Origin of the sequence: uncultured Clostridium sp. (genome assembly GCF_963515715.1) — a bacterium.
Classification (GTDB): Bacteria; Bacillota; Clostridia; order Clostridiales; family Clostridiaceae; genus Clostridium_AW.
The window spans coordinates 71,283-85,580 of record NZ_CAUPZS010000003.1; the positions used below are offsets into that span (position 1 = coordinate 71,283).

Sequence of the window (14,298 nt, forward strand, 5' to 3'; positions counted from 1 at the left end):
CCGAGTTTTGTATTTTGAAATTTAATACAAATCAATTATATAATCTAAGTTTTTTAATAAAATACCTAAATAAAGATATTTCATAAAAAATAATACCTATGACTAAAAGTTACATTTTTTAAAGATTATATATTAAACATAAATGAGTAGTTAACATTAGTTTTATCCTATCAAAACTAAAAAACCCAGGCAAGCTAATCCTTACCTGGGTTAAAAATAACATAGATTATAATATATTTAAGGCAAAGATAACTCACTTCTTTTTAGTACATTATTCAATTTTGGACAGACTCCTCCCGTAAAATCGAAATTAACATGTGTAATTCCAGATAATGACATTGGCAATCTATCTAAAATTGTGTTTACTAAAAAGAAATTCGCCATACCTTTCACCTCCATAAACCATTTAATTTAATAAATTAATCTTAGCATATTTCAAATTAACTTTCAAATTAACTTTCAATTCACATTTTTAAGCATATCCCATAGTTAACCAGTTCTAACTCTCAGCTTCGAGAACCAACTTATCTTGTAAAAATAAATATTTGAGAATATATTTTAAAACATAATGGAACTGTGACAATTATAAAATGTTATATACTTTTTATCTAACTTACCTCTTCTTTTTCCTTATATAAAAATACCATTAATGATGATCCTATGATTAAAAAATATCCTATTATACTATAAATATCTGGAACTTCTGCCCAGAGAAAAAAGGCTATTATCTGTGCAAATATTATGTTTGTATAGTTATATATAGAAACCTCTGAAGCAGGGGCGTATTTATAAGATATAGTTAAAGAAAATTGCGCTATAGCAGCAAATATTCCTGCACTGATTAACATTATAAATTGATTTAAACTTAAAGGTACATAATTAAAAGGAATTATCATTATGGCTATTAAAGTTGAAATAAAGGAAAAATAAAAAACTATAATCTCTGAATTTTCCTTATCACCTAAATATCTAACAACGGTATAGGCTCCTCCTGAAAAGGCTGCAGAAGATATGCCAATTATAGCTGGTATTACAGTCATGTCAAATTTAGGCTTCACTACAAATAATATACCTATGAATGCCAATATAAGAGCTGGTATTTGTATTTTAGGAAGTTTCTCTTTTAAAAACCATACCGCAAAAATTACAGTAAAAAAGGGATGAACTTTATTTAACATAGATGAATCTGCTAGAAGCATATTATCTATGCAATAAAAATAAGTTATCATACCAATAGTTCCAAGAACCCCTCTTAAAATCAACTGCTTTCTATTCTCTTTCTTTCCCCATGGTTTTTGTTTTTTTCTAAATATTATAGCCGTGGAAACTATTAAGCTAACAAAATTTCTAAAAAACGTCTTCTCCACTGTAGGTATATCACCTGACATTTTTACCAAGGCGGCCATAAACGCAAAGCATAATGAAGATAAAATCATATATGCAATAGCCCTACTTCTATTATTTGTTTCAGTCAATATTCATCCTCCTCATAAAATATGATGCTGTTATAGATATATGTCTGAAAACTCAATTTTGATTTTATCCAAGTCCGTAAAATGATAAAAATTATGATTTTCCATGGTACAGTTTTTTATAGGTAATTTTACTACAAATTCGCTTCCTTTGCCATATTCACTATTTACCCATACCTTCCCATTATGTACTTCCGCTAATGCTTTTACTAATGACAATCCAATGCCACTACCTTCATTTTTTCGACATAATGATCTATCTGCTTGTTCAAATTTATCGAAAATTGCGTCTATTTTGTCGGATTTAATCCCAATTCCTGTATCTTTTACTGATATATAAATATGATCATTTCTATCTTTTATTTTAACGAAAACTTGTCCACCTCTCTTAGTAAACTTCAATGCATTAGAAAGTAAATTCAACATTATTTTTTCAATTTTACCTCCATCACAAGCTAAATATTTTTCTTCAACATCTGTATCAAAAATTAGATCTATTCCTTTAGCTTTTGCATATTGAACTGAAGACATTGTAACATTTTCAATTAAGCTTACTACATCTATATTCTCAATATTTAGTTCATAGCAACCAGCATCTATACTAGAAATGTCTAACGTATTGTCTGCTATTCTTAACAGTCTATAGCAATTCTTTTTCATAATATTGAAATATGTTTTAAGCAATGCTGAATTATCATTTTCAGAGTCATCTAAGACTAAATTACACATTTGTAATGCAGTATGTATAACATTAATTGGTGTTTTTAATTCATGAGAGATGTTGAGCATTAATTCTTTCTTTAATTTTTGATATTCTAGAGCTTCATCTTTTCCCCTATTCTTATAACTTAACATTTTATCCTCCATTGCAGAAATAGTATGTTTCCATAAAAATTTTATTATCTTTATTTTATCGTTATTAAAAACAAAAGTTTTAGTTCTATGCTCTAAATACAGTAATCCAATTAATTCATCATTATAAGCTATAGGCATGCATAATAAAGATTTTATACCGTTTTTCATAATATAAGAATTTTTATTATGTTTAAAATCATTTTCTCCATCGCTAATAATAATGGTCTCGGAGCGTCTTTTAACATAATATAATATTTCTTTGTAAATATCAACCATATTTTCTATAAAAACCATATTGTTGTTTTTTTCAACATACATATTATTATTTTTAATAATAACTAAATATCCTTTTTCTGCTTCCGAATATTTTATAGATAATTTAAATAATTGGTAAAAAACTTCTTTCAAGTCAATGTTATCTGGCGAAAAATCTTTTTTAGATTCCACGCTATTTAAAGTACTATTAATGATATCTAAAATCATTATTTTAGTTTGCCCCCTTTTTTTACATAAATTAACATCAAACTTTATCATTCTAATACACTACTAGCCCGCAAAAAATATTATATCAAAAATTTATACTCTTGTATCGAACAAGCATTCCATAATTATCTACAAAAAATTTAAAAAAGAGACCCTTTTTTAATAAAGAATCTCTTTTATATACAAAAATAATACGATAATGCATATACTTTGATGTAATGTATTTTATTTTGTAGATATCTTTACAAAAAAAGTAACAATATTATCTTTAGATTCTGCCCATATTTCACCACCATGTAAATTTATAATACTTTTTGAAATAGCTAGTCCCAAGCCACTTCCTCCTGTAATTTCAGCCCTTGATTTTTCTAATCTATAGAATCTTTCAAATATCTTATTTAAATCTTCTTCTTTTATATTATCCCCTCTGTTTGATATGCTAAACAAAGCGTAATCCTCAATTTTTTCAAGAGTAATTTTAATATCTCCTGGTTTATAACTGTATCTTATTGCATTTACTATAAGGTTTTCAAATACTCTAGCTAACTTATCTCCATCAGCTGTTACTTTAATACTTTCATTTAGTAAATTTTTAGTTACATTTATCTTGTTTTCTTCAAATATAGGTACGAACTCCTCAGTCAACTGTTCTATTAACTCAGTTAAAGCTATCTCTGTTAAATTTAATTTTATACCATCACTAGTAATCTTAGTGTATTCAAATAATTCATCTATTAATATCTTTAACTTTTCAGATTTATTATAAGCGATATCTATATATTCCATCATTTCTTCTTTATCGTTGTATTTACTGTCTTTTATTAAATTTAAATATCCAAGTATTGAAGTTAGTGGTGTTCTTAAATCATGAGACACATTAGTAATAAGTTCGCCTTTAGTTTTCTCTAATTCTCTTTCCTTTTCAATTTTATCTCTTAATTCCCCAGTCATAAAATTAATATTTTGAGCTAAATTCGCCAACTCATCTTCTCCTTTTTGCTCAATTCTAAAATTCAGCTGACCTCTTGCAATATACATAACACCTAGTGCTATTTCTTGTATATACCTTACTTTTTTCCCCGTTATAAAGTAAAAACTCACAATGAAAAATATTACAGATAATACTAGTGCAAAGAATGATTTTTGTTGAGTATAGTACTTTGTTTCAACATCTCCTCGAGGAGTTCCTTTTAGCACAGCATAGGCTCTACTATCAGAAAATCCAACAGGGTAAAAGGTTATAAACTCTCCCTTGCTGCTATCATAATTTTTTATTTGGTCATAATTATTTTTAAAGTTCATTGCATTTCTTATAACTGCGTGCATATCTAAATTGGTTTCCTCTGCATTATCAGTCTTATACATTACTTTCCCAGACTCATCAACTATTAGTATTTTATTTGAGTTATGGTTATAATTATTCAATACCTCAAGTATAGCATCACCATTTTTAATGCTAATTTTTTTATTATCCAGATTATATCCTATATCTAAAACTGTATTAGACATTTCTCTTATACTATTTTGATAGTTTACTTCAGAATAGGCCCTAGGTTTTGAAAAGAAGGAATTAGTTAGGGTAAAAAATATAAATGATAAGGATAAACATACCCCAAATATAACAATAAGTTCCCAACGTATATCTTGATTAACTTTACTTTTTATATTGTAATATAAATCTAATGTTTTATTTTTAATCTCATTGAAAGGTTTGGTAGAGAATGCCCACAGTCCCCTAACAAGTTTAATAAAAAGTTTCCACATTACTCTAAAAGGTTTAGTAAAAAATCTCCATAGACCTCTAAAAATACCTTTAAATATTCTTTTTAAAATCATGTTTCACCTCATGTGCTTTTACATATTTTCAACTTTGTATCCCACGCCCCAAACAGTTTTTATATATTTTGGTTTTCTAGAGTCTTCTTCAATCTTTTCCCTTAACTTTCTTATATGAACCATAACGGTATTGTCTGATTTAAAGAAATCTTCCTTCCATACCCTTTCATATATCTTTTCTATGCTAAATACAATGCCTTTATTTCTTGATAAAAGCTCTAAAATAGAAAATTCAATTGGAGTAAGCTTAATCTCCCTCTCTCCAACTCTCACTTCACGGGTTGCTGTGTTTATTATAAGATCATCTATTTCAATAATATTTTCATCTTGAGCGGCTACTAAACTAGTATTAAATTTTTTATACCTTCTTAGCTGAGACTTTATTCTAGCAATAAGCTCTAATGGATTAAAAGGTTTTGTTACATAGTCATCTGCTCCAGCTGTTAGCCCCCATATTTTATCCATATCTTCACTTTTAGCAGATAGCATAATTATAGGCATGCTCTTTTCTTCTCTAATTTTCATACATGCTTCCATGCCATCCATTTTAGGCATCATTATATCTAATACTATTAAATCTATATCTTGGTTTTGTAAGTAATCTAAAGCTTCCATTCCATTGCCACACTTAATCACTTTATAACCTTCATTTTCTAGATATATCCCAATTAAATCCCTTATTTCTTTTTCATCATCAACAATTAAAATAGTTTCTCTTGTCATAGCTAAAAGCCTCCTTCTATAACAACTTATCTTATACTATCATAAAACAATTATGATAAATCTACAAATATTCTTAAAGTTTTCTTAAAAAAACTAGAACATACTTCTTAATTTAGTAATAGTCAGTGAAATATTTATTTTTCAATCTTGTTTTAAGACAAAAAACCGATTACACAATGAAGTGCCTTTTTCTGAAACCACTTCACTATGTAACCAGTCCTCATTTACACAATCAATTATTTTTTAGAAAGTTATAATTGCTAACTAGTCTGTCACGACCTATATTTTGAAAATATCTTTAGAAACTCTTATTGCACTAGGTATTAGTTCAATTTTAACATGGCCTTCTGCTTCTTTTGCTGTAAGTTCAACTCTTATATTTTTACTGCCATCATTTGAAATTGTTATAGTATCCTCTATCTTACCCTTTTCATCAAATAATACTTTTTCTCCATTGTAAATTTTCAAATTTAATTCTCCATTATTAACATCACTTTTTATTTTCATATCATAATTAGCACTTTCAGTTACTATCTCTTTTAGATCCATTCCATCAAAAAATTCAAATTTAATATCATATAAATCATTTTCACTATTGTCAGTCCACCATTTTGTGTACCCCGTCCAATCCACTTGCTTTATGTCAAAACTATTTTCCCTATTAAAACTAATTTTTTCATCAATATTTTTGTTAAGATTGATATATCTGTAAACTCCTAAAGAACATACTAAAAAAGCAAATGTAATTCCTATTATAACTTTTTTATTCTTTTTCATTGTTAATCTCCTCTCTATATAATTTATGTGATAACTAATTAATTCCCCACTTTAAATCAAAAATTTCCTTATATGTTAATTATAACATATTATAAAAATAATTTTGAATACAAATATGAAACTAAGTACGTACCAATGGCATACTTAGTTTCATGTTTATAATATTAGAATTATAACTTTCTACTATTCACTAACTAACTTAAGTGATTTCCACAATAAGGGCACATACTCCAACCTTTTTCAACAGCCCTTCCACATTGAGAGCAGCTATTCTTTAAGTGGTTTCCGCAACTAGGGCATATATTATAATCTTCCCTCACATAACTTCCGCAGTTAAAACACTTTTTATTATTTGAAGTATAAGAACTTCTTACTACCAAATATATTATTAACCCAATAAAATTAGGGACAAATATAACTACTAGTAACCATAGCCAAGGCTCCATCCCTCTACTTTGAGCATCATAATAAACAAATCTTCCTATAACAATAAGTATTGTAATAGGTATTAAAAATACCAAAGGTATAAAGATCATAGCAGGAAATACTGCCCAAAATTCTTCTCCACCAATGTGTCTGCTAGTAAAAATATTTGCCCCAAATAAGATAATGCCTAATCCCACTAAACCTACTAATACATAAAACAAAACCTTGAAAGGGTTTTTATTACTATCATTATCATATGTTTTACCATTTTCATTTCTAGTACTTTGGAAAATTGCATATATTATAGCTCCTAGCACAACTAAGATAGCTATTGGAATAATAAAGAAAAAGGATAACATTCTCATAATATATCACACTCCTAATTTGTTAATTCGTTGGTTCATTAAACTTTGAATATAATAATAAAAATATAACTACTATTGCATTACTTATAGTAAATGCAGTATTTAACATGATGTATATATATTTAGCATTAATGTAATATAAAGAAAGATACACCATAGTTGACGCAAGCATTATATAAAGTATTATACTTAGAGGTATTAAATATATAAAAAGTTTATGGTATTTATTATCCATATAGTTTTTTGTTTTTATTACTAGTTTTCTTGGAGCTTCTATGGTTTCATCTCCTATTTCAAACAGCAATTCTTCCAACTTATTTTCATCCATCATAGTGATTCACCTCCATATAATCCTTTATAAGTTTTCTACCTTTATTTAATCTAGATTTAATAGTACCTTCAGGGATTGAAAGAATCTCACTGATTTCCTTGTAGCTTAGCTGTTGAAAGTAATACAATATTAAAGGAATTCTATACTCATCCTTTAAGGTTTTAACAGCTTTTTTAATCATGTATTTCTCATAGTCTTTAATAGTTTCTTCTTCAGGTAGATTTTCTGTAGAATATACCTTTCCCATTTCCTCCTGTTTTTCTTCGTTATTAAAATAATCTTTTATTATATTCAACCATCTTTTATTTTTTCTATATCTATCTTTATATGAATTCATACATATAGCAAATATCCATGTTTGAAAATTTTTATTTTCATCAAAAGTATTTATGTTTTTAAATACTTTTACCCAGGTATCTTGAAAAAGATCTTCTGCCTCAGTTGAATTTTTACATAAATGGAGAGAAAATTTATATAGGGAATCTTTATATTTATTCACTAAAAACTCTAGCCCTTGTTCTCTATTATTGTTATACATTTGTAAGATATCTTTGCTTTCTACATTCAAATCTTCTCCCCCTTTCATTTATGTTTTACGCTTCACTTACATTTAGGTTCACAAAAAACAGAAAAATTTTCGTACATAGAAAATTATAATTTTAAATAATTAAGCATATATGTTTTTTCAAAATTAGATTATGACAAATTAGATACTCAATTATAAATTTTTACAATGATAATTGAGTATCTAAAAATGGGAACTAAGTACATAATGACGTCACTTCAGAAAAAGGCGTTCCTCCCATTATATACTTAGTTCCTTTATATTTTACAAATATATTTTTACAGTTGTAAGGTTTTACAGATAGATTTAATAAATGATTAAATAATAAGACTACAGAAACATTACATATCATTCTCAAACTCTACACAATAAGAAAGTATTTACTATAGTTAAATAAGTCAATAATTGATAAGGCGTTTATCATGATAAAATTTTGTAAAGTATTAAGAGCTAAGCAGGTAGTGAAATAGCGACTTTTTATTGGAGCGGCTTCACTACCTGCTTAGCTCCATGCTTTGGAGCCCGAATTTTTTATGAAAACTTATAATTGCGAAATCAATTTAATATACTAGTTTTGTGTCGCGATTTTTCTATAAATCTCTTTCTCCTGGCTTGAGAGTTTTTATACCAAAGGTGAAGAAAACCAATCCAAAGAGTACGAGCACCAATAAGTTTATTTGTATACTACTAATACTTCCTCCATTTGCAAGCTTCGTATAGGAATCCACCATCCATTTTTGAGGCATAAAGCTTGATATTTTTCTAATGATAACATTCAATGAATCTGTTGGAAAAAAGCCTCCACCTAATATACTTGTAACTACAGCTATAAGTGTGAGAATTAAATTATATTTTTCACTATCATCTACCACTCCCACTAAGCCTACAGAAAATCCTACTGACGTTACCAAATAAGCTGCCAAGATAACGAAAACCCATAAAGGTGATATTCCCCATTTGATTTTAAAAATAAAGGTGCTTACTACCAAAAATAAAGCAACTTGCAATATTCCAAGTAGAAAATTAGCCATAATATGCGCTAGTACCACCTCATATTCTTTTACTGGAGTGGAAAATAGTCTCATGAAATTTTTTTCTCTTTTATCTTCAAGTAAAAATCCAATACTTGATCCTGCAAACATCATTATAAACATAGAAAGTAAACCTATGGAAGCCCTACCCTTTTCATATTCTTTTGATTTTAGTGTAGCCTTTTCATATTCTACCATTTCCTTACCACTCATTAATGCAGCTAAATATCCTTCAATTTCTCCTCTTAATACCTGTACATCTTCATTATTATTAAGAGAAACTATTTTTATTTTATCCTTAGAATCTAGTGAAAATTCTTTTTGAAATACTACCCCTATCTCTATATCCTTATCTTTTACCTTTTCTTCTATTTGCTCCTCTTCCAAAAGTCTAATATCATATTTACCGCTATCTTTTAAATATTCTACCATGGAATATTCTACACTTTGGGAATTTGCTATTCCAACAGCAACTTTTTCAGTGTTCCCAAACATAACCACTCCAAGTACTGCTGCTAATATAGGAAGAAAGAAAATAAATCCAAATATATTTATTTCTTTTAGCATTCTTTTTATTAAATTTATTGTAATCACTATACTATTCATAAATATTCTCCCTCCTATAAATAATGCTAGCGATAATCATAAAAACTGTACCCATTATTCCTAAAATTATCAAATTTATCTTTATGCTATTAAGGTCTCCACCTTCCATAAGCTTTAAATAGCCATCAGAAATCCATTTATTTATTGTAAACTTTGATATCACTCCAAATCCATCTCCACCAGTAAAACCTCCACTGGCGAATGTCATGAATATGACTATAAATGAAGCAACTGTCCCTGCCACCTTAGTGCTTTTAAAAACTCCTGATACTATAAATGCAAGAGCCGTTGCTACATATACTCCAAAAATGGTTACAACAATAATATTTAAAATAGAACTTCCCCAATTCACACCAAAAATTAAATTAGAAAGAATTATTATTGCACTTGAAATTAATAACACTATTAAAGAATGTCCTATTAAAATTCCCCCTAGCATTTCACTTCTTCTAATTGGCGCTGCAAACATCCTAAGAAGTGTATTTTTTTCTCTTTCCCCTACTAGCATGGAAGCTGCAATCATACTTCCTAATAGGGTAAATAGCACAAGGGTTGTGGTAGCAAAGTATTGAATAGACGAATTATCTTTTGACGCTGAGAGTATAACTATTTCAATTATTGAATTAGAATGATCATTAACCATCTCTCCTCCAGTTCCAGCCATGCTATTAATAATACCAATAAGAAAAAGAGGTATTATTATTAGAAAACCAAGGAGAAATATATTTTTAAACATATCTTTTATATTTTTATATGCTATTGTCCACATAATTCCTATCCTCCAAACACTATAATTAATCTCTTAATTTTCTTCCTGTCAGCTTTAAAAATACACTTTCTAAATCTGCCTGCTTTATGTCAATATTTCTAACTACTACATTTCCTTCTCCTAGTTTTACTAACACTCTTTGTAAAATTTCATTAGGCGATTTACATATAACCTCAATTCTATTTCCTTTTAAATTAACCTCATCAACTTCCTCTATTTTTTTTATCTCATCTATAGGATTAAAACTTATATTATAGCCCTCAATTATTATTTTTTGCTCTTCTGATATGGAGCTTACTAATTCCTCTTTGCTTCCTAAAGCTATTAATTTTCCGAAATCAATAATCCCCACTCTGCTGCATATGCTTTCAACCTCTTCCATGTAATGACTAGTGTATATAATAGTAGTCCCCCTCCTATTAAGCTCCTTTATAGACTCTAAAATATGATTTCTAGACTGAGGGTCTATCCCTACAGTAGGCTCATCCATAATTATTATTTTAGGTTCATGAACAATGGCACAGGCAATATTTAACCTTCTTTTCATACCTCCAGAAAACTTTTTAGGAACTTCCTTTCTTTTTTCTATAAGTCCTGTAAACTGTAGAGCTTCCTCTGCCATTTCCTTAAGCTTTTTACCTCTTAATCCATACAATTTCCCTAAGAACTCTACATTTTCCATAGCCGTCATATTTTCATATATGGCAAGTTCTTGTGGAACAAGCCCTAATATTTTTTTTGACTCTAAGCTATTTTTCATCACATCAATTCCATTTATAAAAATCTCTCCACTATTAGGCTTTAAAAGTCCCATAATCATCTTTATAGCTGTGCTTTTTCCCGCTCCATTAGGCCCTAATAATCCAAATATCTCTCCATCCTCTATGTCTAAGCTTATATTATCTACAGCCAAGTTATTTCCGTACCTCTTAATAATATTTTTCAATTTAATAGCCATATATAAAATCTCTCCTTTTTATTCACTTATGCTTATATTGTATAAAATCTTACTGTCCTAAATCATAACTCTAAGTCATAAGTTGGAGTGACCTAAGTCATCTTTAATAAAGATTAAGACAAAACTTTTAAAGCTTATAGAATTTTAAGATTGCAACAATTCCAAAATGCTATGCAATGTTTCTGTAGCCTTCGCTTCAATAATAACTTCTAAAATATATTTATAAAATACATCTGTGAAACATAAAGGAACTAAGTATATAATGGGAGGAGCGCCTTTTTTGAAGCGACGTCATTATGTACTTAGTTCCCTTTTTTTGTATACCTCAATTATTTTTGTAGAGCTTACAATTTTAAAAATAAATATATTCTTCACTTTAAAAATTGCTTGGCAATTTTTATTTCTCATCTTTAAGATAAAATATAGCTATTTGAGTTCTATCCCTTAAGTTTAATTTTGAAAATATGTCTGTAATTTTATTTTTCACAGTACCTTGGCTTAAAAATACTTTTTCTGCTATTTCTTTGTTTGAATATCCTTCAGAAATAAGTTTCATTATTTCTATTTCAACTTCTTTAAGGTTATACTTGGAGAAATCTTTCTTATCCTCTTTTTTTAATAAATAAGGTACTTTTTCCGCTATACTAGGATGGATGAGCATATTGCCTTCATTAACTATTTTAACCGCCTTAATTACCTCTTCAGGTAAAATATTTTTAAGCAAATAACCTGATGCTCCATTTTTTAATGCCTCTACTATGTATTCATCATCATTAAATGTGGTTAGTATCAAAACTTTTATCTTTGGGAATGCCTCACATATTTTTTTTGTGCCTAATACTCCATCACATACAGGCATTCTAATGTCCATTAAAATTACATCTACAGGATTCCCCTGACAAAATCTAAAGGCTTCATCTCCATTTGAGCATGTACCTACAACTTCAATTTCTTCATCTAAGGACAATATTATTTTCATGCCTTCTCTAACCATTATGTCATCATCTGCTATAACCACTCTTATACTCATTTTCCGGCCCCCTTAATTAAAGTGGAATTATGCTTTCCACAATAAATCCATTTAAATTATATATTTTTAACTCTCCATTTATTAACCTTAATCTTTCTTCCATATTGGTAATTCCCATGCCTTTTAAAAAGCTTGTACATCCATCCCCATCATCACTTACCTTAAGACAAATTTTCTTTTCATTGAATATGAGTTCAATATTTATGCTCTTAGCATCCCCGTGCTTTACTGAATTTGTTATGCACTCTTGAATATTTTTATAGAGAGTCAGCTTAATTTCATCATTTAAATTTATTATCTCTCCTTTTGATATGAAATCTATATTAATCCCTGTATCTATAGTAAACTTTTTTGTCAAATTTTTAATGGAATCTACCATATTTTCTAATTTAATATTTTTCATATCTTTAACAGTATACCTTAGTATATCTATGGTTTCTCTTAGATTTTCCACTGAAGATTTTAAAAGCTCCTTTGATTTTTTTTCATCTAAATCTATTATACTTACCCCTGCTTGAAGCTGTATAAGTAAGGCAGTTAATCTATGTCCTATGGTATCGTGAATTTCTTCAGATATCCTATTTCTCTCCTCCAATTGGGTTAAATGTCTTACTCTATGAGAATATTGTTCCAATTGTTTTTTAGTTTTCTCCACTTCATAACTATATCTTCTAACATCATCATATAGATACTCCAATTTACATGTTTCATCATTCAATTTATTTATGCTAGAAGTTTGTAACAAGCATAGTCCATAGATAAGTAAATTTATTAATATAAATTCTATAGAAAGATCTTTAATTAAATAAATAAGCATAATAAAAGTGACAGTTATAATACCATTGACGTATTTTTTAGAATAACTTATTCCTTCTATGAGAGTGCTATATATAAAAATATATGTGATTCCATTAAAATTATTAAAAAGGGTGTAGATTAAAACCAAATCTAACAGAATAGAAAAAATATAGGTTTTTTCTTTGAAATACATCATCCTTAACTGCATATTAAACACAATCAATAAAATAAGTATTATAAAATATGGTAGCTGAGCTTCCTCCATCATAGACACCGCGTATATTATATTTAACAACAGTATTATAAATTTAATTATATATACATTTTTTCTATTCATATCCATTCTCCAAAATTATATTTTAGGTAATAATAATTTTCTATTTTTTATTCGTGATAACTTTATTATAATATATTCCTTAGCGTATTTAAAATGAAATTATTTTCTGAATAAAAACCATTCATACAAAATCAAAAATAAAATAATAAAACTCTGTACACCTTATAAAATAAGCATACAGAGTTTTATATAAAGTTTTTTATTTATTTTATATTTTAAAATTAAAGATTAAATTAGTAGTTTCTACTAGCTAATTCAAAATAGTCTCTTGGGTGTACACATGCTGGACATTTGTCTGGGGCAGATGTTCCTTCATATATAAATCCGCAATTAGTACATTTCCAAAGAACTTTTTCATTCTTTTCAAACACTTGATTATTTTTAACATTTTCTAATAATTTTAAATATCTTTCTTCATGTTCTTTTTCAACCTTTGATATCATTTCAAATGCCACGGCTACATCTGCGAATCCTTCTTCTCTTGCTACCTTTGCAAACTCTGGATACAACTCTGTCCATTCTTCATTCTCTCCCATTGCTGCTGCCTTTAAATTGTCTTCAGTATTATCATGTAGGGATACTGGATACTTAGCAGTAATTTCTATTGCCTCATCTTTATAATCATCCTTTAGAAATTTATAAAATCTTTTAGCATGTTCTCTTTCCTGTTCAGCTGTTTCGATGAATATGTTGGCAATTTGTACAAATCCCTGTTTTCTAGCAATACTAGCGTAATATGTGTACCTATTTCTTGCCTGTGATTCACCTGCAAATGACTTTAATAAATTTTCAGCAGTTCTTGTTCCTTTTAATGATTTCATAAAAAAACCCCCTTAAATAATTTATATACTCATTAAGCAAAAGCTTTAAATACTTATTAATTAGATATTATAATATTGTTACTCGTTGTAAACTTCTAAATATATAATATCATAT

At 28.1% G+C, this 14,298-nt stretch carries 15 protein-coding genes; all 15 read right to left on the reverse strand.

Features of this window, described 5'->3' with window-relative positions; all coding sequences use genetic code 11:
* Positions 1 to 237 precede the first annotated feature (237 nt).
* Positions 238 to 384 (reverse strand): hypothetical protein, encoded by a 147-nt coding sequence (locus RYO54_RS03925; protein WP_315115985.1) that lies wholly within the window; start codon positions 382 to 384, stop codon positions 238 to 240.
* 224 nt (positions 385 to 608) lie between these two features.
* Positions 609 to 1,475: a DMT family transporter gene (locus RYO54_RS03930; protein WP_315115986.1), complete on the reverse strand. Its 867-nt coding sequence runs from the start codon at positions 1,473 to 1,475 to the stop codon at positions 609 to 611.
* Positions 1,476 to 1,505: 30 nt separating this feature from the next.
* Positions 1,506 to 2,861: a GAF domain-containing sensor histidine kinase gene (locus RYO54_RS03935; RefSeq protein ID WP_315115987.1), complete on the reverse strand. Its 1,356-nt coding sequence runs from the start codon at positions 2,859 to 2,861 to the stop codon at positions 1,506 to 1,508.
* Between the two features lie 174 nt (positions 2,862 to 3,035).
* Positions 3,036 to 4,574: a HAMP domain-containing sensor histidine kinase gene (locus tag RYO54_RS03940; RefSeq protein ID WP_315115988.1), complete on the reverse strand. Its 1,539-nt coding sequence runs from the start codon at positions 4,572 to 4,574 to the stop codon at positions 3,036 to 3,038.
* Between the two features lie 90 nt (positions 4,575 to 4,664).
* Positions 4,665 to 5,369: a response regulator transcription factor gene (locus tag RYO54_RS03945; RefSeq protein ID WP_315115989.1), complete on the reverse strand. Its 705-nt coding sequence runs from the start codon at positions 5,367 to 5,369 to the stop codon at positions 4,665 to 4,667.
* 279 nt (positions 5,370 to 5,648) lie between these two features.
* Positions 5,649 to 6,146: a hypothetical protein gene (locus tag RYO54_RS03950; protein ID WP_315115990.1), complete on the reverse strand. Its 498-nt coding sequence runs from the start codon at positions 6,144 to 6,146 to the stop codon at positions 5,649 to 5,651.
* 194 nt (positions 6,147 to 6,340) lie between these two features.
* Positions 6,341 to 6,937: a zinc ribbon domain-containing protein gene (locus tag RYO54_RS03955; RefSeq protein ID WP_315115992.1), complete on the reverse strand. Its 597-nt coding sequence runs from the start codon at positions 6,935 to 6,937 to the stop codon at positions 6,341 to 6,343.
* A gap of 22 nt (positions 6,938 to 6,959) precedes the next feature.
* Complete coding sequence (locus tag RYO54_RS03960) at positions 6,960 to 7,268, reverse strand: hypothetical protein (RefSeq protein WP_315115993.1); 309 nt, start codon at positions 7,266 to 7,268, stop codon at positions 6,960 to 6,962.
* Positions 7,258 to 7,836, reverse strand: coding sequence for an RNA polymerase sigma factor (locus tag RYO54_RS03965; RefSeq protein WP_315115995.1), 579 nt, complete (start codon positions 7,834 to 7,836; stop codon positions 7,258 to 7,260). Before RYO54_RS03965 ends, RYO54_RS03960 begins: the two co-directional genes overlap by 11 nt.
* A 587-nt stretch (positions 7,837 to 8,423) precedes the next feature.
* Positions 8,424 to 9,470, reverse strand: coding sequence for an ABC transporter permease (locus RYO54_RS03970; protein WP_315115996.1), 1,047 nt, complete (start codon positions 9,468 to 9,470; stop codon positions 8,424 to 8,426).
* The gene (locus tag RYO54_RS03975; protein ID WP_315115998.1) at positions 9,463 to 10,239 is read right to left on the reverse strand and encodes an ABC transporter permease; all 777 of its coding nucleotides are present in this window, start codon (positions 10,237 to 10,239) and stop codon (positions 9,463 to 9,465) included. The genes RYO54_RS03970 and RYO54_RS03975 overlap by 8 nt, the downstream gene beginning before the upstream one ends.
* 25 nt (positions 10,240 to 10,264) lie before the next feature.
* Complete coding sequence (locus RYO54_RS03980) at positions 10,265 to 11,197, reverse strand: ABC transporter ATP-binding protein (RefSeq protein ID WP_315116000.1); 933 nt, start codon at positions 11,195 to 11,197, stop codon at positions 10,265 to 10,267.
* Between the two features lie 397 nt (positions 11,198 to 11,594).
* Positions 11,595 to 12,227: a response regulator transcription factor gene (locus tag RYO54_RS03985; RefSeq protein ID WP_315116001.1), complete on the reverse strand. Its 633-nt coding sequence runs from the start codon at positions 12,225 to 12,227 to the stop codon at positions 11,595 to 11,597.
* Positions 12,228 to 12,243: 16 nt separating this feature from the next.
* Positions 12,244 to 13,362, reverse strand: coding sequence for a sensor histidine kinase (locus RYO54_RS03990; RefSeq protein WP_315116003.1), 1,119 nt, complete (start codon positions 13,360 to 13,362; stop codon positions 12,244 to 12,246).
* Between the two features lie 233 nt (positions 13,363 to 13,595).
* Entirely contained in the window at positions 13,596 to 14,183 is a 588-nt protein-coding gene (rbr, locus tag RYO54_RS03995; RefSeq protein ID WP_315116005.1) for a rubrerythrin, read from the reverse strand.
* Positions 14,184 to 14,298 lie beyond the last annotated feature (115 nt).